Origin of the sequence: Ruegeria arenilitoris (assembly GCF_013032445.1) — a bacterium.
Lineage (GTDB): Bacteria > Pseudomonadota > Alphaproteobacteria > Rhodobacterales > Rhodobacteraceae > Ruegeria > Ruegeria arenilitoris_F.
This window is the reverse complement of the sequence record NZ_WQCA01000016.1, coordinates 37,238-59,681: the sequence shown is the minus strand read 5'-3', so window position 1 is coordinate 59,681 and position 22,444 is coordinate 37,238. Positions and strand designations below refer to the sequence as shown.

At 55.0% G+C, this 22,444-nt stretch carries 17 protein-coding genes; 12 read left to right on the top strand and 5 right to left on the bottom strand.

Annotation, left to right across the window (positions count from 1 at the left end):
* Positions 1–314 precede the first annotated feature (314 nt).
* From GOW98_RS20325 to GOW98_RS20305, 5 genes are read left to right on the top strand one after another with little or no spacing between them, the layout of a single operon-like run.
* Positions 315–905 carry a TetR/AcrR family transcriptional regulator gene (locus tag GOW98_RS20325; RefSeq protein WP_170335466.1) on the top strand — a complete coding sequence of 197 codons (591 nt, stop codon included), beginning with the start codon at positions 315–317 and terminating at the stop codon, positions 903–905.
* The gene (locus GOW98_RS20320) at positions 902–1,165 is read left to right on the top strand and encodes a hypothetical protein (RefSeq protein ID WP_170335464.1); all 264 of its coding nucleotides are present in this window, start codon (positions 902–904) and stop codon (positions 1,163–1,165) included. The genes GOW98_RS20325 and GOW98_RS20320 overlap by 4 nt, the downstream gene beginning before the upstream one ends.
* A gap of 9 nt (positions 1,166–1,174) precedes the next feature.
* Positions 1,175–2,338 (top strand): aromatic ring-hydroxylating oxygenase subunit alpha, encoded by a 1,164-nt coding sequence (locus tag GOW98_RS20315; RefSeq protein ID WP_170335462.1) that lies wholly within the window; start codon positions 1,175–1,177, stop codon positions 2,336–2,338.
* A complete protein-coding gene (locus GOW98_RS20310; protein ID WP_170335459.1) occupies positions 2,338–2,811 on the top strand; it encodes a hypothetical protein in 474 nt (157 codons plus the stop codon). Before GOW98_RS20315 ends, GOW98_RS20310 begins: the two co-directional genes overlap by 1 nt.
* A 12-nt stretch (positions 2,812–2,823) precedes the next feature.
* Entirely contained in the window at positions 2,824–3,882 is a 1,059-nt protein-coding gene (locus tag GOW98_RS20305; protein WP_170335457.1) for a ferredoxin--NADP reductase, read from the top strand.
* A 131-nt stretch (positions 3,883–4,013) separates the two neighbouring features.
* On the opposite strand, the gene GOW98_RS20300 is transcribed toward GOW98_RS20305, so the two are convergent.
* Positions 4,014–6,107: a tetratricopeptide repeat-containing sulfotransferase family protein gene (locus GOW98_RS20300; RefSeq protein ID WP_170335455.1), complete on the bottom strand. Its 2,094-nt coding sequence runs from the start codon at positions 6,105–6,107 to the stop codon at positions 4,014–4,016.
* 327 nt (positions 6,108–6,434) lie between these two features.
* Between GOW98_RS20300 and GOW98_RS26355 the strand changes: the two genes are divergently transcribed.
* From GOW98_RS26355 to GOW98_RS20275, 5 genes are all read left to right on the top strand, one after another.
* Positions 6,435–9,635, top strand: a complete 3,201-nt coding sequence (locus GOW98_RS26355) for an autotransporter domain-containing protein (protein ID WP_170335453.1) — start codon at positions 6,435–6,437, stop codon at positions 9,633–9,635.
* A 478-nt stretch (positions 9,636–10,113) separates the two neighbouring features.
* Positions 10,114–11,163 carry a patatin-like phospholipase family protein gene (locus GOW98_RS20290; RefSeq protein WP_170335451.1) on the top strand — a complete coding sequence of 350 codons (1,050 nt, stop codon included), beginning with the start codon at positions 10,114–10,116 and terminating at the stop codon, positions 11,161–11,163.
* Between the two features lie 134 nt (positions 11,164–11,297).
* Positions 11,298–12,311, top strand: a complete 1,014-nt coding sequence (locus GOW98_RS20285; protein WP_170335449.1) for a catalase — start codon at positions 11,298–11,300, stop codon at positions 12,309–12,311.
* A gap of 3 nt (positions 12,312–12,314) precedes the next feature.
* Positions 12,315–13,031, top strand: coding sequence for a hypothetical protein (locus tag GOW98_RS20280; protein WP_170335447.1), 717 nt, complete (start codon positions 12,315–12,317; stop codon positions 13,029–13,031).
* Entirely contained in the window at positions 13,028–14,425 is a 1,398-nt protein-coding gene (locus tag GOW98_RS20275) for a Dyp-type peroxidase (protein ID WP_170335445.1), read from the top strand. Before GOW98_RS20280 ends, GOW98_RS20275 begins: the two co-directional genes overlap by 4 nt.
* On the opposite strand, the gene GOW98_RS20270 is transcribed toward GOW98_RS20275, so the two are convergent.
* Together GOW98_RS20270 and GOW98_RS20265 are read right to left on the bottom strand one after the other, a co-directional pair.
* The gene (locus GOW98_RS20270) at positions 14,422–17,547 is read right to left on the bottom strand and encodes an ATP-binding protein (RefSeq protein ID WP_170335443.1); all 3,126 of its coding nucleotides are present in this window, start codon (positions 17,545–17,547) and stop codon (positions 14,422–14,424) included. The two genes, GOW98_RS20275 and GOW98_RS20270, sit on opposite strands and share 4 nt — an antisense overlap.
* Positions 17,548–17,744: 197 nt before the next feature.
* Positions 17,745–18,668 (bottom strand): SMP-30/gluconolactonase/LRE family protein, encoded by a 924-nt coding sequence (locus GOW98_RS20265; protein ID WP_170335441.1) that lies wholly within the window; start codon positions 18,666–18,668, stop codon positions 17,745–17,747.
* An 825-nt stretch (positions 18,669–19,493) separates the two neighbouring features.
* Here GOW98_RS20265 and GOW98_RS20260 point away from each other — a divergent pair.
* On the top strand, positions 19,494–19,670 hold the full coding sequence (locus tag GOW98_RS20260) for a hypothetical protein (protein WP_170335439.1): 177 nt from the start codon (positions 19,494–19,496) through the stop codon (positions 19,668–19,670).
* Here GOW98_RS20260 and GOW98_RS20255 read toward each other — a convergent pair whose 3' ends face one another.
* Positions 19,671–20,135, bottom strand: a complete 465-nt coding sequence (locus GOW98_RS20255) for a hypothetical protein (protein WP_170335437.1) — start codon at positions 20,133–20,135, stop codon at positions 19,671–19,673. It abuts the gene before it with no gap.
* Positions 20,136–20,141: 6 nt separating this feature from the next.
* A complete protein-coding gene (locus tag GOW98_RS20250) occupies positions 20,142–20,405 on the bottom strand; it encodes a spike base protein, RCAP_Rcc01079 family (protein WP_170335435.1) in 264 nt (87 codons plus the stop codon).
* A gap of 665 nt (positions 20,406–21,070) precedes the next feature.
* On the opposite strand from GOW98_RS20250, the gene GOW98_RS20245 reads away from it, so the two are divergent.
* Complete coding sequence (locus GOW98_RS20245) at positions 21,071–22,342, top strand: glycosyltransferase family 4 protein (RefSeq protein WP_170335433.1); 1,272 nt, start codon at positions 21,071–21,073, stop codon at positions 22,340–22,342.
* The last annotated feature ends 102 nt before the right edge of the window (positions 22,343–22,444 follow it).

Sequence of the window (22,444 nt, the reverse complement as noted above, 5' to 3'; positions counted from 1 at the left end):
CTGTCAGAGACGGTACGATTTCCGGCCAGAAGGCGGCGCAGAACCCGGCTTGTTGTATTTTTTGGGACTATCTCAAAGCTGTTTCGCCCTTGCTTGCGCCAGGCGGTAGATAGCGCCGTTCGTTTCGAAACTGCTGACATGATGTGTTAGCCTATCGAGTTACGCGCCAATTAATCAAAACCGAGCCTCTACTATTGGTCGGGTTTTGATGATCGGGGAAACAGTACCGGGTGGGCCTTTGAAAAATAAATTGTCACTGTTGACAAAATAAGGATCAGGGTTATTTGTCAACAGTGACAGTTTATGAGATACAAATGCCCAGACCCTCTCTGAAAGACCAACGATCACATGAGATCCTCGATGCATACCTTACATGCGTGGCGCGGTTCGGGCTTGAAGGCGCGACCCAGCAGCGAATTGCAGAGGTAGCTGGCGTCAAGCGCCCGCTTCTGCGTCATTACCTTGGAAACAAGGACGAAATGGTCAGCGCACTGGCCGCCCACACCATCGCTGGCTTCGCAGATTCACTGGAAGGATTGCGCCAGGCGCTTCCGGCTGAGGCATCCCCTTCGGACCTTGTAGATGCGTTGTTTTCACTAGATGGCGGGACCGATCCGCGTTTGATGCTTGCTTATCAGGCACTGGTGGCGGCGGTGCCGGATCGACCGGACCTGCGGCAGGGCTTGATGGACAGTCTCACGGACTTCTTTGATGTGATCGAAGCCATCCTCAGGCGCGCAGCCCCTTCGGCACCGGACCCACGTATTCGGGCTGTGACCCAGGGTATCTCGGCGATCTTTGTGAGTATGGATGCCCTGTCCCCGCTGAATCCGCCCGAAGCATGGCGTGCCGAGTTGAAACAGGCCGCCACGCTGTTAGCCTCGGTTTTGGAGACGACGCAATGAGCCCTGCCAGAACCGCGAACTACATTGCGTTACCCATCCTTCTGGTGGCCACGGTGCTTGGAATCTACTGGGTCTGGGGGTTGCTCTTTGTTTGGTGGGTCGTGCCAACGATCATGAACGGGCAGGCCTTTCTGGTGTTTGAGATAAACCGGGATGATGACCCCCTTCTCTACTGGGCCATTGTCTGCCTCTGGGCTGTGCTGGGTCTGATGATGATCGCCGCCAGCCTGTTTCCCCAATATGCCCATCTTCTTGCCTGAGGTGCTTTGATGACCAAAATGTATCACCATCTGCCGGTTGAGGCTTACACCGCGCAGGACTGGTTCGACAGGGAACAGCATCTGATCTTCTCACGCACTTGGCGGTTTGCCGGCTTGGTCGAGGATATCGAGGGTCCGGGACACTACCTGTCAGTTCAGGCAGGCCTGAACAACCTGTTCATTGTGATGGGCCGCGACCACCGCCTGCGCGCGTTTCACAACATTTGCCGCCACCGGGGCACCCAACTGATCCGCGCGGTCGGCAAGACGCAGAAAGCCCTGACCTGCCCGTATCACGACTGGACCTATGATCTGGAAGGCAATCTTATCTCGGTTCCTGATGAAGCCATCGAGTTTCCAAACGGTGTTGACAAGTCCTGTCTTGGACTCAAACCGGCCAGCGTCGACGTCTGGCGGGGTATGCTGTTTGTGCATCCAGATCCGGATGCGCCCACCCTTGCCGAATGGTTCGGAGAGGTGGACCCCTTCCTTGGACCGCACAAACCAGAAGAACTGGTGGAATACACCGAAGGCCGGAATACCTATGAGATCAAGGCCAACTGGAAGATCATCGTCGAGAATTACATCGACGTTTACCACCTGAGCCATCTGCACTCGAACACGCTGCACATGTATGATCATGCCAAGGCCGAGTATGGCTGGAAGGGGCCGCATTACCACTTTTGGGAGCCACCCTCAGAAGCCTATGCGAAGAACCACGAAGCCAACCTGCCGATGCCGCGCACGATCCCGGAACCCCATGTCGGAGCCTGGGTCCCGATGCTGTTTCCCGGTATTGGCATCGGTGCCAGTGAGGAAAGCTGGAACCTGTTCGTGATCACGCCGCTGGCCCCCGACCTGACGCGGGTCGAAAACCGGACAAAACTGGCCAACGTATCGGATTGGGCATTTCAGAAGCAGCAATGGAAAAGCTGGGGCTTCTGGAAGGACTTCGGCGGCGCGAAATACCAAGGCGACGATGCCACCGGCGCGGACGACCCGATGGCCTCTGGCGATTTCACGGCCGAGGACATCTACGCCTGTGAGCAGCAACAGAAATCTCTGAAAAGCCCTTACCTTGAAATCGGTCCCGCCGGAGTCGGAGAAAGCCCGATCACCCAACATCAGAAAGCGGTGTTGAGCTTCATGCAAGACCGTGACGGGGACGCGTGATGAAACCGGCTCAAGCCACTTTGATCGGTGTTGCGCTTGCGTTGGTTTTGGCGCTGACCGCGCAGGCAGACGCGCCCGAAGACGTTGCTGCGCGCATCCTGCAAGCTGAGGACGAACAAAGCCTGCTGGCCACCTGGAGCGACTGGCACCCCGATGCCACGCACCGGGTCATCCTGAAATACGGTATGGGGCAAAAGGACGACGTCTTCACCTACCGGGTCGCGGATGACGCCGACACGGAAGACCCCGAGATTGCGAATGCGCTGGAGGGGTACAGGGAAACCCGACGATCCATCCCCGAAATTTCGTCAAGAGTTGAGGATGGCGTTTCGCATGTTACCGCCGTGACGCATGTCGATTACGATTGGCAGGGCCACTCCGGCACAATGCGCCAGACGGATGAGTTTGTTTTTGCCCCGTATCTTGGCGGGACAGTGATCCACTCTTTGACCACGACCTACGATTACCGGTGACGGAATATTCCCATGCAACGCGACTTTCACACTTTAACCGTGACGGACATCCGAAAGGAAATCGAAGGAGCCGCGACCAGTGTTACCTTTGACGTCCCACCTGTCCTAGCCGATCAGTTTCAGTGGACGGCCGGGCAACATCTGACCGTCCGGTTCCGGATCGCAGGTGAGGAGCACAGACGCAGTTACACCATCTCGAACCCACCGGGATCGCCGCTGCGCATCACTGTCAAACGCGTCAAAGGTGGGACCGTGTCCAACCATATCGGCGACACTCTGTCTGCAGGGGACACAGTCGAAGTCATGCCTCCTTTTGGCCAATTCACTCTGACCCCCGGAAGCTTGAAACGCCGCACCCATTATTTCTTCGGAGCGGGCAGCGGTATTACGCCTCTTTACGCAATGATCAGGTCTGTGTTGACCGACGAACCCTATTCCTCGGCGTATCTGGTCTTTGGCAATTCAAGCGCGAACAGCATCCTTTTTCCAGATGAACTGGACCGGATGCAGGCACAATACCCACAACGTTTCACCGTGCGGCATGTCCTTTCCCGTCCCGCTTTGTTCAGTTGGTTCAGCCCTTGGCGCACGGGACGGCTGGACGCAGAGGCCATTCAGGCATCGATTTCCGAAACACCTCCGGTGGCGCAGGACACGCAATTCTGGATCTGCGGTCCCGGCACGATGAATTCAGATACTCGCACCGCCCTACGCAACCTGGACGTTCCGGACGACCGCATTCACATGGAGAGCTTTGGTGGCGACACCGAAAGTGACACAAGCGTGCCGGGGATCGCAGCCTCGGCGTGCATAGAGCTGAACGGCGCATCGACAGAAATTCCTGTATCCGCCGGACAAACCATTCTCGAAGCAGCCCGATCAGCCGGCCTGAACCCACCCTTCAGTTGTCAGTCGGGTGTATGTGGCGCTTGTGTCGCCCGTTTAACCCATGGAGCCGTCCATATGCGGAACCGTATGGCTCTTGAAGACAGTGATGTTTCAAAAGGACTTATTCTGACCTGCCAGAGTGTCGCGACCGAAGAGAACGTTTCTGTGAGCTTTGAAACCTAAGCTTGGGGTCAAGACCCATAGATTTTGGATCACCTGCGTGATTCACGTTTCGAAAGTCGGGCGGGGTAGCTTTCACTCGTTGACCGTTCGGATGAGCCAGAAACCTTCCGTTATACAAGTCGATCCTAAGCTCAGAAGCGAATTCGGTTTTCACCGACGGTTTCCATCAGCGGTTGCAAATACCGTTCATATCGCCGCCATTTCGCCTTGGACGAAGAATAGAGCGGCTGGCGAACCTGTTGTACGCTGGCCGTTCTGACACGCCGTTCACCCGAATAAAATTCCAGGCAAGCGTCTGTCCAATCGAGGCCGCAATACTCGATCATACCCCGTGCCACGCCATCAATATCATCTACCAGATCTTCATAGTGAATGTTGTGGAACGCATGCTCGGGCAGCGTTTCACGCCAGTGGTTCATGAGACGTATATAGTTGTTGAAATACTGGCCAAGCTCTTGCTGGTCATAGCTGTGCAATTGGCTACGTTCAAACAGGCGTGTATAGCAGGACAAGCAAATATCCATGGGTTCGCGCGCGATATGTATGATCTTTGCATTCGGCAAGATCGCGTGGATCAGTCCGATCAGCTGGAAATTGGCCGGCATCTTGTCAACCAGATGTACCGCATTCGGAGAGTGCGCTGTCAAAGCCTCGACGTAGTCTTCCGCGCATCGGGTCAAAGCCTCTGCTGTGGTACTACGCAAAGCTCTCGGAACATTCGTTGTTCCGTCAGGCAAACGGCCAAAAACATTCTGCAGGTCGTTTAGCTCACCTGCGCCGAAAACATCCGGGTGGGCGTCTAGGATGGATTCCGTCAGCGTTGTGCCCGAACGCGGCATTCCGACGATAAAAATCGGTTTTGCACTCGAAATGGCGCAACTGCGCAGCCGCTCTATCGTTGAACGGTTAAATGTGGCGATAAGGTCGTCCGTCAGCTGATCGATCTCATTGGGATCGTAGGAAATTAGACCACGCTTGACCCGCGCGCCCTTTTCGAAACTCGAAAAGGCCTCGTCGTATCGCCCCAACCGTTCATAGCAATCGCCCATCGCATAATGATAGGCGACGGCTTTCTGGGGCAGCAATGTTTCCACCGAAGACGACACAGCTTCCAGAGATTGAAACACTTCGCTGTTCTCGGTGACCTTCTCTAGACGCGCAAGTGCGATCAACGCACTCAACTTGTCGTCAGCAAGTTCGGCTGCCGTTTCAAATCTTTGGCGCGCCGCTTCAAATTTTCCCTGTTCCATTGCCAAGTGACCCAGAGCCAAATGGCTTGCAGTCATTTCCGGCTTCAGTTCCAAAGCACGTTTATGCAGCGTTTCGGCCTTTTCAACCTCTCCGAGATGAGCTTCGACCAAAGCCAACTGATGGCAGGCTGCTGCGTTGTCCGGGTCCAAACGCAATGCCTGTTCTGCTTCTATCAAAGCAAGTTTTGGGTGATTCTTTTCAAACAAAACCTGAGACAAACCGACAAAGCTATCCGCCTTTGTGCTGTCGATATCGATGGAGGTCCTGAAACAGGCCTCGGCCGAATCCAAGTCGTTCTGAAGCACCAGAAGCCGACCGAAGTTGCGGTGCAGCTCTGCATCCCGAGGGCTGATTTTCAAACGGGCCTTGGCAAACTCGCCGGCTTCAGCAAGTTTTTCGGCCTCGATAAGAACCGAAACAAGATTGTTGGCGGTCTCCGTCGAACCCGGATTGATCCGCAACGCCTTTCGGTAAAGTTCTGAAGCTTTCCCGAGATCTCCTTCATCTCTGGCGATGCTTCCCAGGTTATTGATTGCACGATCAAAGTTTGGATCAAGGGCCAGCGCACGGTCTTGCGACGTCTTTGCTTGGCTCAGGTCTTTCCGGTCGTAATAGACCAGCCCGAGATTGGAATGCGCCGCGGGGTTGCCCGGCGCCAGACGCACTGCCTGAGCTCCGGCTTCCAAAGCCTGATCAAGCCGACCGGACGCACGAAGAATTTCAGTGAAATTCGTAAGAAAGGCCCCATTCCCCGGCTGCAGACGCACAGCTTGCTCGAAAGCGGCAACAGCGGGTTCAAACTGCCCCATTCGATAGGCGATCAGGCCCAGCATTTGATGTGATGCGGCATGCCGGGGTGCGACACGGATGATTTCCGAAAAAAGCCCAACTGCTTGTTTCAGATGTCCGTTCTCATAATGTGACAAACCCTGAGTATAGGCGTCTTGTACGGAAATCTGTTTCTGTTCGTACATTTTTCGCCTCATCTCCGAAGTGCACCGCCCAAAATGACCGTGTTTAGCCGCAGCAATCACCACGTGTTAGACTATTCTTTTGATATCGTCCATCGGTGCGGCAGCGCCGACAAGGTCAAGTATCATGTCGATATGTTGTGTGTCGTTTGAGCAATACAGGAAAATCTTCCCAATAAATATAAAACTGTCACATTTGTGCCCAGCTTTGAATTTAGCTAGCCCTTGCAACAATAGTTAACAGAACATTAGTTCCGAGGGGGTATTCGGAAAATGAAAGACTGCGCAGCAGAGCGCGCCCATGATCGTGTGGCGCGAGGGGGTCGTTTGGTGAAGTGGAAAGGACGGGTGGCGAGTGTTGCGCCATCGCTTTTCCTAGCCTCTGTTTCTGCAACTGCCCTGACGGTAGGCAATGCCCAGGCTCAGGTTATTTCCACGCCTCAGAACACACAGGCTGTTATCTCATCGGATATCGACGCAACGATTACTGAAACGGGGGCAATTAACTTGACCACCGCAGCCGTCGCGGCGGTCGAGATAAACACAAATTACTCAAGCACTGCCACTAACAACGGTACCATTACGGGCCCGTCTTCAGGAAATTCATTCGGGATTGGTGTTGTTCTGACCGGGAACCTCGAAGCATCCGGGGCCATCAGAAACAACGGAACTATCAACATCGCTGCGAACGGCAGCAGCGGGGCTGCGGCCCTCGGCTTTCTTATGCTGCAAGAATATAGCGGTGCGTTCGCAAACACGGGGACTGTCACAGCAAGCGCGAATTCCACATCAAGCAATGGAGCGAGCGCGCTGGGGGCTGTATTCGTCGGGGGTGTTGAGTCGACCGCAACCATTTCAAACTCAGGTACAATCAAAGCCACCGCTGCCGGTGCAGAAGGGGCTTCAGCGTTAGGCTTGTTGTTCGTCAGTGATATCAACACTGGAATAAGCAACAGCGGGGCCGTGACCGTCAACGCTGCTGCCGACACGTCAGCGACGGCATGGGCGTATCATTTGGAAAGCGACCTGAACGGGAACTTCAACAATACCGGTACGATCACCGCAAATGCGTCTGCCTCTTCCGGCAGTGTCGATGCAGCCGCCGTGTATATCGAAGGTGATACCAACGGTAGTATCTCGAACAGTGGAACCATTCGTGCCATTGGGCAGGCGTCTAGCGAGGTCAGCGCCTCGGGTTTCTACCTGTCCGGGAACCTCAACGGGAATTTCACGAACTCAGGCACAATCGACATTCGTGGTACCAGCACGTCAACTGATAGTGTTGAGGCGTTCGGTCTTTATGTAAGCGAAGATCTGATCGGGAACTTTGCCAACTCAGGTACGCTTACGGTCAATACCCAGACAGACAATGGAAGTGCCGAAGCTTTTGGCCTGTTTATCGCAAACGATCTGGAAGGTGACGTCACCAACAGCGGGTCAATCACTGTCAACGCGCGGGGTGAGTCCGAAGCCAGTGCCGCAGGTCTGAAAATCGATGACGATTTCGAAGGGAATTTTCAGAACTCCGGTTCGATCACCGCGACTGCGATATCTGACACCTCCGAGGCTTATGCAACCGGCTTGATCGTCGAAGACCGGATGGAAGGCAATCTCTCTAACAGCGGTTCGATCACCGCTGACGCCACAGGGTACGAAAGTGCCCTTGCTGCAGGATTCGCAGTGCAAGATGGAATTGTCGGCAATGTCACAAACTCTGGCACAGTGAACGTGACATCAACAACCACGGATGACGAATCCGAAGCATACGGGTTCTACATACGCAACGAGGACCCCAGAGATGAAGATGCCTCTCTGGAAGGAAACTTCACCAACAGCGGCAATATTACAGTTCGCGCAGAAGGGGATACAGGTTCTGCCTATGCCAGCGGTCTTTACGTCCGTCACGGCTTTGAAGGTAATCTGACTAACTCAGGCGTGATCGACACTGTGAGTATTTCCAAGAAAGACTGGGCCACTGCTCGCGGTATCTACATTCGGGGGGATACAACCGGAAGCGTTGCAAACAGCGGCAGCATTTCGGTTCTCGCTCAGGGGGCTGCGAACCTCAGAGCACAAGGCATACTGCTGTATGATGACGTGAACGCGTCGGTTACGAACTCCGGTACAATCGATGCGACCGCTAAAATCGTGAATGGCACCGACGGAGCCCGAGCATCCGCCGCAGGTGTCTGGATCGAAGACATGCAAGGCACCTTTTCGAATACAGGCACCATCACGGCAACTGCGACTGGCGGTGCGTCTTCCGAAGCCTACGGACTGTATTTCGAAAACTTTGACGGTGTAATTTCTGATGTAGGCCGGATTTCGGCTACATCCGACGGCGGCAAGGCGTATGCAATCTTCTTAGGTACGGGCAGTGGTACTCTGAATGTAGACAGCAAGGATCAGGTATCCGGTCTGATCCGGGTGCAAGATCACAACGTAAATCTGGATGCACAAGGCGGCAGTAACGTCTTCTACTTTGAGGATGCTGCGCCAAGCGTGGGTGTGTTTACGACACAAGTCTCTGACGGCAGATCAGCCTGGTTTGTCCAAGATGAGGGCGGATCAGCACCTGTGTACGCTGTTGTGGACACTGGCGATCTCGGAATCTCTGGCGATGTAACGGCCTTTTTCGGAAGCGTCGTCGGCGGTGCAAGCGATGCGTTGAGATACGATCAGCCAGCGCAGGTATCGCGTGGTTTCGCGTTTCAGCAGGCGACCGCTGCATTCGGAGGTTTCCGGCCATACGCGATGATAGATGCCCAATACCGTCAGTTTGAAACTGTACCGGGCAATGACACCGACATCGTGTTGTTCGATGGTAGTGTGGGGCTTTCCGGCCAGCTGGACAATGGCCTTTCATTGGCTGTGGGCATGGGTGTTTTCAACGCCGATGGCGATACTGACACAACCGATTTTGATACCACTGGTTTCTATCTGGATACCGCAATCGGACGTCAGGTGGGCGCTTACACACTCGAGTTCGGGTTCGGCTACGGGTGGTTGTCTACGGACCGGTCGCGTCAAATTACCGGCAGCCCGGACGCGCATGCCGACTATGACAGTCAGTTGTTGACTGCTCACATCGGCATAGAGCGGGCATTCCATGTCAGCGACGATTTCGGACTGCTCGGCATTGGTGAAGTTCGGTATACGCGCCAGAAAGACGACGAGTACACGGAAACAAGATCCGATGCCAACGCGACTGTCGGATCGGCCACAACGGAAGTAATCGAAGCCCGACTTGGCGCGGAAATTGATAAAGAGCTAGGTCACGGAGGTGTCATCTCTGGTCAGTTGAGCGGCGTCCTACGAAGAGGACTGGGGGACACCAACGCAGATGTCACCGTGTTCTCATCAACGGAAACGCTAACATTCGCGTCCACGGACTTTACCGGTGCAAGCATTGTGCTGGGGTATGAAAAAGACCTTATGCACGGCATGCAGTTCGAAGCCACTGCCGAACAGGAAATCGGAAATGACGCTCAAGGTCCCTACTTGCGCGCAGGGTTGAACTGGTCGTTCTAAGATATCGACTGCTGCGTCGCTCTACCGAGCGACGCAGCAGGTCCCGTCCCAAAAGGATTGTCAGGATTTCTTTGCTTGTGAAACAAGCCGCGAGCTTTGGAAGTGAAGCACTCGAGTAAATGGCATCGCGGATTTCGAGCGTTGCGGGCAGCGGCAATCTCATTCAGAGGTGCACAAATACCGTAGGACGTAATTTTAAGCACGCTGTTCTTTCAGTTGCGGTATTCAGTGCCGTACCGCGACCTAAAACAATTTCTGGCTACGCGTGGCGTTTAGGTAGATTGCGCGACGCTGAACCGCTGTATCGTCTAGTAAGTTCCATTGATTTCCGACTAAACGCGCATTTACGGCAGAACCCAAGTTAGGCCCGTTTCTACGTGACGCTTGTTTTTCTCAATGGTCAGCGTCAAAAGAACAAAAAACCGTCACCCGGCTCTGGCCGGGGCGAGGCTGCAGGCAAGATTACGAGGCGCATCAAATGGCATTTAAGTTGGTTTCCTGCGATGGCGGCGGGATACGAGGATATCTGACCTGCCTGATCCTGCAGAGCCTTCACGAAGAAACTGGATTTCTGGATAAGGCGGACGGCTTCGCGGGCACATCTACCGGCGGTCTGATTGCCGTGGCTCTGGCGGATGGCCGGACGCAAGGCAAGGATATGGGCGTATTGGTCAGTGAGTTGGCCGCGCATTATCGCGGCGACGCTGACCAGATTTTTCTTGAGAACGAACGCGGTGTTCTGGACAAAGCGCTCGACACAATCATGCGGCGGTTCAGGCTTGGTGGCGGTCCGGGCATTATGGCGTCGCAATACCATGCCTCGGGTCTTGAACGCATTGGTACTTCGCTCGTCGAAGACCGGACCATCGGGTCGATATCGTCAGATCTGGTTTTGGCCGTGAATACGGTTTGCCTGCATCGCAGCGACACGATCGGCTGGTCGCCGTTCACGATCACAAATCAGAACCTTGAACACGAGGCTTGGCTGGACATGACAACGGTGAAACTGTTGGACGTCGCAATGGCAAGCTCGGCCGCCCCCTCCTATTTCCCGCCGCATCTGATCACGGCCGATGGTGTCGATTACGGCTATTTCGCCGATGGCGGAACCTTCGCCAACAACCCGGTGATGAACGGGATCAATGTCGCGATCGCAGCTGAGCGGGCAAAAGGAGTTGCGGATATCGAAGCGCTGTCAATCGGCACAGGACAGCAACCGACGGACATTTCCGAAGAAATGATCAAAAATCCCGATGACTGGGGCCTGTTGAAATGGTTCGGGGTGACATCAGGGGCACCTAAAGGCGCATTGATTGAATTGCTGCTCACCACCTCTGCGGAAAACCAGTACTGGATGGCGCGTATGGTTTTGAAGAACCGGCTGGTGCGGATCAATCCACCTCTGCCCAAGATCGTTGGCCTGGCGACCCACAAACCCGAATCCTACATGTTGATGGACCACGCTTTCCAGGCCAGCAAGCAGAGCAAATACTGGTCGAACGCCGTCGAGATGCTGCAAAAGTGGTGACCCGGCTGATCATTTTGAACCACATGGGAAATTCACCGCCGTCTCCACGTTGTTTCTGTTGCCTTTGAAGGCTCAGCGCTTATGGTTAACGCGAAATTTTCAGCGAATTTAAACGACTGAAAAGGGGGAGAGGTATGAGCGATCCCGGCATAGCCGAGAAGCTGGTTGCGGTGTTGCAGCGCCCGGATGGCGATACGGCTCTGCGCCCGGTGCACAGCATCGGAATCAGCGCGACGGGGAGTTTCGAACCCTCACCAATTGCCCGACATTACTGCGTCGCCGACCACTTCAGCGCGGAAAAGACGGATGTGATCGCGCGGTTCTCGAACGGATCCGGGTGCGCTGCCGTGCATGACGGCTGGTCTGACGTGCGCGGTATGGCGGTGCGGTTTCATTTGGGCGATGGCACGGATACCGATCTGATCGCAATGACCCTGCCAGAGTTTTTCGCCCCGACACCCGAGACTTTTCTGGACTTCGCCGAAGCCGCGAAACCCAGAATGTATGAGGCCGAGTCACCCTGGCGAAAGATCTGCAACTACCTGCAACTGATCCTGCCCAAGCGCGATCCCTATCCGGGGGAAACCATCAGCCCGGATGACGGTGCCATCGAATTCGCGGATCAGAACGCTTATTCCCAACTGGGTATCATGCAGGCCGCCCAAATCGGTGCGCCGACCAGCTATGTCAGGGCGGCGTATCATGCCGTGCATACGTTTGTGGTTACTGGCGAGGACAATACACGTCGCTGGGTTCGGTTCTCATGGCAGCCAATTGCGGGTGTTCTTAGGACTGACCCCAACAATGCACCGGTCGATGACTACTTGCGGGCCGAATTAAAAGACCGTCTGGCCAAGGAACCCGCGCGGTTTTCCCTGATGATGATGATTGGCGAGGTGGGCGACGATTTCAACAATTCCTCCCGCCCTTGGCCGCCACATCGCAAACGGATCATGATGGGCACGCTGACTCTGGACACAGTGCCCGAGGACCAAATAGCAGACTGTGAAAAGCTCAGCTTTAACCCGGGCCTGCTAACCAATGGGATCGAGGCGTCGGATGATCCTGTTCTGAGGGTACGGATAGACTCCTACAGAATATCAAGCGAATGGCGCGGCGGGTCCCTCTGCCCCTTCTCGGAGAGTTAGGTCATGACAAGCCAGAACAGCTGGTTCAACAGCTACGTCAACAGCCTGCCCGAGCGCGGATGGTTCAAGTTCCTGTCACGCTACATCGTGGTGCCGTACTGGCATTGGCGTGATCCAAAGCCGAAACTGCCCGGCGGTCCGCGCCCCTCGCCCCAGCCAAGCGAGAATGTACAGCGGATGATGAACCTGATCATGCCGCTGAAAGACCCGTCGCCAGCCGGGCGCGCGCGGGCCACACTGGCCATCGCCCAGAATGTAGATGAGATTTTTGCCGGACTCGACAATGTCGGCACAGTTCACTTTGCGCGGTTCCTGCTCATCGACAACAACATCTGTATGATCTCGGTCTATGACGGTGATTTCAGCAATTACATCCGTGATTTCATCACCACAATCGGCAGTGTCTTCAACGATGTCATCTCGCTGGTCGACGGTGCCGATCATCTGATCCCGACCGAACGCAATGTCGAAGAATTCATCGACTGGGTGCACGCGCATGACCTGTTTCAGGCGGCCGACTTCCCGACCGACCTGTTCGGCCTGCAGGACGCAGCCAAGGGGCTGCCGCCGAATGAGCCGCCACATAGGTTGGAGACCCTGCCGCGTGAGTTTGTTCTGCAACTGCACGCCAATCGCAATATTTCACTTGGGGGTGGCTATCGCGCCTATCCCGGGGTTTCAGCCGCGCAGGTGCGCCAAAAATTCGGACAGGGCTGGTGACTACAAAACTCGATCTCGCCGACATTCAGGGCAACATTCTACGGGGATACCGCCGCGATTTGGTGCGCCATCTGATCCTCGAAGTCACCGACCGCGCAGCCGCACGTCGGTTTTTGGCAGCTGCAGTCGATGGTGGCAGCAGCACAGTGCCCGAAATCACCCGTGGCGTGTTGTGGGAAGTCAGGCCGCCCTTCTGCTTTAATATCGGTATCACCTATGCGGGACTGAAGGCTTTGGGCACGCCGCCCGAGCATTTGAAAACCTTCCCGACCGAATTCGTTCAGGGCATGACACAGCGGGCGATTAAGCTCGGGGACTTCGGGGACAGCGGACCTGAAAACTGGCCTGCCCCTTTTGACCAGCCGGACCGCATTCATCTGATCGCATCGGTGCATTCGGACGTTCCCGAACATCTTGATGCCGTCGAACAACAAGTCGCCGCAGCCTTCAACATTCTGGGCGTACGCAATGGGCGAAACCTGCCCGAGGGTAAGGTGTTCTTTGGCTATGTCGACGGGATATCCCAGCCGCGTTTCGAACAGGTCTACGACCCCGATCAGGAAGGTGTGGACGAACCCATCGACCCGCTTGGAACCGCCTTGCTTGGTTATCCGACCAAACAGGAGGGTGTGCTGTTCCGCGTTCCTTCACCCCATGCGCTTGGGTTCAACGGATCGTTCAACGCATTCCGGATTCTAGCGCAGGATGCAGCCGGATTTGAAACTTATCTGGATCAGGCAGCCGAAGTTCTGATGCGGCATCCCAAACGCGACCAGTTAGCAGACCCCGATAACCTGGAACGCATCGGCGAAGGACTGGACATGCACGGTGCCCTGCGCGAAGTGGTCGCCGCACAGATGTGTGGACGTTGGCGCAATGGCGTGCCCTACGAACTGTCACCGAATGCCCAATGGCCTGAGCACGAGGTGTCACTGACCAATTTCGACTATAGCCACGGCTCGCGCTGTCCGGCAGGGTCGCACCTGCGGCGCGGCAATCCTCGTGGTGGCCCGATCGTGCAGCGTATCGCAAATTACACGCGCCGACTGGTGCGGCGGGGCATGTCCTATGGTCCGGATTTCGACCCTCAGAACCCCGATACTGAAGAACGCGGCCTGCTGGGCAGCTTCATTGGTGCCAATATCGGCGCGCAGTTCGAGGCAGTGATGTGCGACTGGATAAATCTAGGCCTGCAAGACCCTCGGATTACCGGCGCGAACGATCCTTTGCTGGGTGCCAACACACCGGAAACCAGCTGGTTCGACATGACGCTGCCGGACGGGGACACAATTCGCCTGAGCGGTTTCCCGCGCCTGATCCAAACGCGCGGTGGCGCTTACACCTTCCTGCCCAGCCTGACGGCGATCAGGTACCTGTCTGAGCTGACGGATTAGGCAAGCTCGGCCAGAGCAGCATCGATCCGTGTCAGCATTGGTGAGCGCCCGGCGGATTCGACGACAACACGTGCTTTGGTCAGATAATCTTTGGCCTGCGACTTCTTTTTCTTTGCCTTGTAGAGCAGCCCCATGATCATGTCACAGCGGGCGATGTAATGGCCCTTCTTGTCAAACTGCGGGTTGCTGCGCACCTGTTCGATCATTGCAATAAGCCGCTTTCGACCAAACAGCATGACCCAGATGATCGAGCGGAAGTTCTTTATCAGAACGCTGATCGAGCCACCGCCCTCGCCTGTCAGAATGGCCAGATACATCTCGCACAGAAACAGCCGCGCCCAATCTGCCGAAACCTGAGTACCCTCATCCGTACGCCTCTGAATGGCCCATTCGACTTGCCGCAACCCGGCAGTGATTTGACCGTTCAGCGCATAAGCCACGCCCAGCATTGCCGCAGGCCCGAAGGTGAACAAGGTCCACCCTTTTTCGTCGCAGTCCTTGATATGCTTTTGAACGGTTTCAATCGCGCCGGGTTTTTCCAGCGGGATCATGGCGGCAACGCGAGCCGCTTCGGCTATGGCCAACTCAAACTCAACCTTCGAGTCCTGCCGCGCCTTTTCAGCCATTGTCAGCGCCAGCTCATGGTCATCCGTGACCATTGCGATCAACGCTTTCATCGCGGTTCCATATCCCAAAGCTCGCGGATCATTCTTGGATTTTCCAAGCGCAATCATCCGATCTGACGCCGCATGCGCCTGGGCCACGCGGCCACGGGTCAATTCGTTCCAGCCAACCGTTGCCAGAAAGAAATTGTGGATATAAGCATCGTCAATTTTGTTCAGAACCGTCTCGATCTCGCGCTTTTTGGCGTCAAACCGTCCATTCGGGATCGGAGAATGATAGATCGAAACCGACAGTTCGTTGACCATGGCATAGGCCTTGGAAGAAGCATCCCTCAGGCGTTGAGCCATTTCGGTCAATTCCTGCTGCACCCAATGTGCTTCGTGATACCTGCCACTGCACACCAAGCACGACACATAGTGGTGTAGGAAAAGGGCGTGGTGCTGACTGTCCCCCACCTTTTGCAGGATCGGCCTTATCGTGCCAGCCAGCTCGATAATCGTTTTGACGCGCAAAGAGATGTTGGAACAGAGCGCAAAGCTGGCCATGAAGGCGGCAAACTGTTCATCCGAAGCACAATCCGGATCGCTTTGATACAGCTCCAGCGCCGCAACAAAGAACCGGTTGGCTTCGTCCAGCGAATACACCCCCAAGCTTTTGTCACCAGCCATCAGACTATAGTGGAACGCCTGGTCGGTACGATTGGTTTGCCCGTAATGGAAGGCCAGCGTTTCGGCCACCTCCTGCAACCGGTTCGCATTGCGAAAAACAAGCGCGTCGGCAATCGCCAAGTGCAACTCGGACCGGCGCGACAGAATAAGGCTCTGGTAAACAGAATCCCTGAGGAGAACGTGTTTGAATAAGTAGTCTGTCGAGTTCGCCTCACGATACAAAACATCCTGCGCCTGCAATCGTTGCAGAGTTGCGCCAATTTCATCAGTATCGGGGACAATTTGGGACAGCAGGCCGGGATCAAAGCGGCGACCGATCACAGCGGCGGCTTGCAAGATTTCACGATCCTCGGGTGCGAGACGTTCAATTCTGGTCGTCAGCAGACTGCGCATCGTAAGGGGCAATCCGCTGTCATTGATATCCGTGTCGAAATAGGCGGTATCGTCATCGACACGCAAAGCGCCCTGATCCAAAAGATAGCCCAGAATCTCTTCTCCGAACAGCGGGTTGCCCCCGGCACGTTCGGTCAACTGTTCCGCCAAACCGTTCGGTAGCTCGGATACACCAAGACGGCTCTGAGCCAGATCCGCAATGTCTGCAAGCGGCAATGGCCTCAACGCGATAGTCGTCACGCCATTGTTGCCAAACCATTTCGGCGTGTACTCCGGCCGCCGTGTTTGAATGATCAGCAGGTTTGAAATATCCGGGTCTTCAAGCATTATAGCCATCAAATCTTCAGAGGAACTGTCGATCCAATGGCCATCTTCGATCACTAGAATGACCTGGCCTGATGCGCATTTCTTTTTGAGCAAGGCTGTCAACAATTCGCGAGTATGCAAACCGATCAGAACGCCGTCGAGACCATCTAAAGATCCTTCAGGTGATTTGAGCCCCAGTAGGTTCATCATCAGGCCGAGATTTTGCTGGGACAACAGCCCATACTTCCCAAGACCCGCTTCCAGTTTCGCCTGAACGCGCAGCGGGTTTTGCCTGTCGCTGATGTAAAAAGACTTCCGGACGATTTCCAAAAAGGGCAGGAACGGAATTTGTTGGCCGTCGGCGGAACAGTTCCCTGTCAGAACAGTGACTTCGTTTGTAGGTGCGCGCTGAACGAATTCGTAGACAAGGCGCGTCTTACCCAGGCCCGGCTCTGCCACCAGATCAACGACCGATCGCCCGGATTTTGATTTCCGCAGGGCCGCAGACATAATATCCAGTTCACCCGCCCGACCGACATAATCGCTTAATCCTTGCGCAACTGACGCGTCAAAGCGTGTGGCACCTTCGTGAACAGCCTTTAGTTGCCAGATCTTTTGCGGCGCGGACAAACCCTTGATCGTGTGTTCACCGAAAAAACTGAGGTCGGAAACCCATTCAACAAGGTCACGGGTGGTGTCACAAAGCAGGCTGCCCCCGGCTGGTGCAAGGTTTTCAAGACGTGCGGCCAGATTCACCGTACTGCCCACCGCCGTCGTCGGCCCCGTTTCCCCCTGCACCGTCGCCATCAGAACATTGCCCGAACTGACTCCGACGCGCATTTCCGGACACACTCCAAAGCGCTTTTCAAAGTCTGAAGCGGCTGAAGCGAAGGCTGTGTGGATCGACAACGCGGCCCGGCAGGCCCGCAAGGCCGGATCCTCAAGCGAGTCCGGGATTCCGAACAACGCCATTATGCTGTCGCCGGCAAAATCGCGGACGGCACCACCGTTTTCTTCGACTGCACGAACCAACGTTTCGTAGACTTTGCGCACAAACTCGAGCGCTTTTTCTTCCTCCAGACCGGCAACGATAGCTGTGTAGCCTACCATATCGGCAAACAGGACAGACACCTGGCGCCGTTGGCCAGGATCCGCGAGTTTTCGCGTTGGTATATCCGTCATATCCCCCATTTAAGCAAAGGGTTTACAATACCCGACCCCACCCCGCCAGAGTTTGTGAGCGAAAAGGTGTTTTGGCATACTCAAATGGCCGTGAAAGTGTCACGCCGGACACAAAAACATATGTCTTTTCCAGAGAAACTTGCGCGCTACGCGGTGAATTCAAGTTTCAAGCCAGGGCGGGGCCATCGGGCCTTGTAGATTTTACCGGTGCTCGACGCAGTGATCCACAAGTCACGCATGTCACTACCGCCAAAGCACATGTTCGTGGTGAACATATCGGGTATCTCCACATGCTCGGTGGAGCCATCCAGGTTGAACACCGTTATCCCGCCATTGAACAAAGTTCCGACGCAAACGCGGCCATCCTGTTCAACCTTTAGGCTGTCCAGCCACTGATATCCCGGCAACGTCTGCACGACATTGCCCGGCATACCAGGAATGGGACCCGGTTCGACCTCACCAAGACCTTTGATTTTCATCGCCCAAAGCCGCCCAAACACCGTGTCCGAGACATAAACGGTTCCGCCATCCGGCGATAAGCCGACTCCATTGGGCATGGGAATCGTGGCAGCTTTGATCAGCGTCTTGCCATCTATCGAGGCATAATAGAGACCACCATAACGTGTGGACTCCTCATCCTCTATCCCTGTGTCAGTGAACCAAAAGCCGCCGGACTTGTCGAACACCAGATCGTCGGGCGCGATCAGCCGCTTGCCGTTATACGAGTCAAATAACTGCGTCACGGCTCCGGTCTTCAAATCGACCCGGTGCACCGACCCGCCCTTGTAATTGGGCCGGATCGGGGCAGGAACAGTGATCTGGTCAGGACCGAACGGCACAAAACTGTAGACCCCGCCATTGTTGCAGACATAGGCTGCCCCGTCCGGGCCGATTGCAACCCCGTTGGGCCCGCCAGGGATCTCTGCCACAACGTGAACATCACCGGCGGGTGACAGGCCTGCCAGGGTCTGTTCCTTGATATCGACAAACAAAACCGACCCATCGTTCATCGCAACCGGGCCTTCGGGAAAACCCAAACCGTTGCACATCTCTTGCAATTCTAGTGCCATTAAAAAGCTCCCTGGTTGCGCTGAAGTACTGCGCATTTCGGCGTCTGCCCGAAGAAATGGGCAAAATCGGCAAAGTCTCTGACAGTTTTTGGATGCACTGCCAGAGCTTTACAAGCCTCTGAAGGTACTAACCCACACAGATGTGTCGTAATTTCATGCGAGAGCAATAGTAGCCTTTTTCCTGCACACTGAACCTGCTGCAAACTATCGGCCACTAGAGCTCGCACACCAGCGGTGTGAATGATCTACGGCAGGCTTTGTCGCAAGCTTCTATGGTGCATGAAGACGGGTAGAAGTTGCAGTTTTTTTTGCAGCAAGCTTCGCAAATTGTTTACTCGGGCAACTGTCGACTCTGAACCGGCTTTTGAAGATAATCTGTTCAACTTCTATGCCGCATAGTGTTGCGGATGCAGATCGGGGCGGTGAGTCGGGAAAAACTGAACAAAATAGTCGAAGAGTGCCACCGGTTCATCTAAAGGCGCATTCGGTCGGTCTGATGTTCAAGGCCTTCGTTTCAGCGGCGGCAACACTGGACGGTATCGAAGTGGCGCGCACAAATCGTAAAAGGTCAATTCACGCCCGCATTTTGCCCGTTTCAAACGTTCGCGGAACTCGTTTCTCAAACCCGCTGCTGCGGAAATACGTGACCCAACTCTCCAAGATAGCCCGGCAAGACATCGACTACTTGCGTGCGTTGCCGAACCAGAATCTCACGGGCCTGTCCGGCAGGACTTCAATGCCCCCCAAAAAAGCCCGACCACATGGGTCGGGCGACAGCAGGTCTGTTAGGATTTAGTTCACAGTGGATGTTTAGAAAGCAGGTGTATGACCAAAATACTCATTGATATCATAGCCTTTTTTCTTCTGGCGGCAGCGCTTTATCTTGCGTATCAGGCCGGGGCATTCCAGCAGAAACTCTCGGATGTCGAAAACCCACCGCCAGTGGTAGTGTTTTCCATCGTCGTGGCGTTAGCCGCCTATCTTCTGTTGGTGCTGACGTAATCAGACCGGCTCAATCTTGATGTTGTCCAGCCAGTAGTCGCCAAACCCCCGAGTGTTGTTGAAGAACAAGACGACATCTCCCGCGCGTGCGGTAAAATTTGCGTCAAAGGTACCTGACTGCCCAGCCGCGACACTGAGAACGACAAGGGAACCGGATGTGCTGATAGAGCTGTTGATACGAGCTGTGACAGTTCCGGTGCTGGCGGATGCGTCGATATCAGCGGATAACCGGTATTGCTGACCCTGAATAAGAGCACTCACGTCCTGAGACACCCTGATTGCCGTTGCTCCGGCAATGACACGCAGTCTTCCGGCTTCTATTGCAAGTTCGGTTGAACTGAACGGAACCCAGCCGATTGTTCCCGCTCCGAAGCTGCCGTTAGCTATCAGATTCAGCTTCAGCGGAGCGGTGCCACGCCGTGACCGTGCCGCCAGTGATGTGATGGAAAGTCCGAGATTGATCATATCAGATCACCAGAGAGCCAAAATACTGCTTGCTGAGTTTCCTGTCGCGTGAACCCGAGTAAACCGCCCTGGCAGCAGCGAACCATTTGGAACGTTTTCATAGACTTCCGTCTCACCATAAATCGTGGTCGCTGTGATATTACCGCCATTTCCGACCCACAGCGCGCGAGTAGCGTTAGGTAGATCAACGGTATCGCTTGGGGTGACTGCGGCGTGATGTCCCTGAGGGCTATCCAGACCGGCGCGGTGATTTGCGAAGTCATCTGCCATTCGTTTTCTCCTTGGCTGATTTGTGAGCCCGACCAAACGGGCTTGTCTTCATTTCGAGTGCATAAGGTACTTCACCCCCCTTCCGGAAAGTGTTTTCACCTCGTCCCCGCAGTTCAGTAGTTCTTTACGATTGCATGCCAACAAAGTTTCAGCCTGGTTGCCAGTTAACCAACCGACAGTAACTATGACTGGGTCAGCGCAGGAGTCACCTTGCGTCACGAACGGCGATGAACCGCCAAACCCGTTCAGGGCTAAGGTATTGCTCAAAACTAGGGAGCACTTTGGTCTGCTTCACTTACCGGCCTCGCTAGCTGGCAAGTTTTTCCGACCTTTGAGAGAGAGAATCAGAGAGGATTGACTGGCTGCGTTTACGATACTTGGTGTGAAAAATTTCACCGCGCCGACTGTGGTCGCAGGGGCTCAGATATCACGGGAATTGCAGGTGAACCGAGAAATTGCGCTCGGATCTCGTCAGTACAATCTTGATTGTGCGTGCCTCATTGACGGGTACCTGAAAGTCCTGCCAGGCAGGTGTCCGCATAACTGAGGTGATGGAAGACGGATCTCAACGATTTTCGCCGTATCTGGTTCGCGCGGCGCTAGGGTCAGGCCCAAACCGTATGTGCCAATCATTTCCGTGCCGCACTACCTGCACCGCTTGAGTTATGCGAAGGTTCCGCTCAGCAGCCCTTGACCGCACTCTATTCACAAGAAAGAAACAGGTACGGATTCGATACCCAAACACCCGGGTCAGGCAGCTGGGTCAGACGGAACTTGGGGAAAACAATACTTTGGATACGAACAAGAGAATTGCGATAGGCGCGAATACATCGCATTACGTGTGGCAGGCGCGCAGGAATCTAATACGGGCAATCCAGGACGAGGGTCACGACGTTGTCATCGTGGCACCAAAGGATGAATACACTGCGCCGCTGTTGAAAATGGGTGTTTCCCATGTAGACTTGCCTATGAAAATGAACAAGAATCCAGTGTCGGATTACCTTCTCTATCGTCGATTTAGAGAGGCCTTGCAGCAGGTTAGCCCAGATGTATTCCTTGGTTACACGATCAAGCCGAATATCTATGGCTCGCTCGCTGCGCACAAGCTGGACATTCCCACGATCAACAACATTGCGGGGCTAGGCTCGGTCTTTTTGTCCGACAATTTAGTGACACAGGTCGCCAAGGGGCTCTATCGGATAGCGTTAAAGCAAGCGGCTATGGTTTTTTTCCAAAACCCAGACGATCGCGAGCTGTTTACCAGCAACGGTGTCGTCCGGCACAACAAGCATGACCTATTGCCCGGCTCGGGCGTAGATTTGACAAAGTTCGCTTTTACTCCCCTACCCGAGGCAGGGCGCGACACACCTTTGCGCTTTGTGCTTATAGCACGAATGTTGTGGGACAAGGGTGTGGGTGAGTTCGTGGAAGCCGCGCGCGCCATCCGCCAGCGCCATGGCGATGTGCGTTTTTGCTTGCTGGGTTCTCTCGACAATGACAATCCGGCTGCGATCACGCGCGCGCAGATGGATGAGTGGGTACATGCGGGTGACGTCGAATATTTGGGCTATTCAGACAATGTGGTGCAGGAAATCGTGGACTCGGACTGCGTCGTGCTGCCTTCAGCCTATCCCGAGGGCACGCCTCGCACCCTGCTCGAGGCCGCAGCTGTAGGGCGGCCGATTATCACTACCGATGCCCCCGGTTGCCGCGAGACCGTGGATGATGGCGTCAACGGTTTCATCTGCGGATTGCGTGACGCAGCGGATCTTCAGAACAAAATGGAACGCGTGATTGCACTTTCACCTCAGGCCCGTAGCGCGATGGGCCGGGCTGGACGCTCCAAGATGGAGAACGAGTTTGACGAGAGCATAGTTATCGGCAAGTACATCGAGGAAATCCGAACGTTGTGTCGGACAAAACGACAGGCGGCGTAGCAGCGTAAATCAAGATAGCTCTGTTGAGTTTGGCCGCCAACGATACATCATCGAAGCATTGCCCCGAAGCACCAAACACGGATCTCCACAACCTTTTCGACT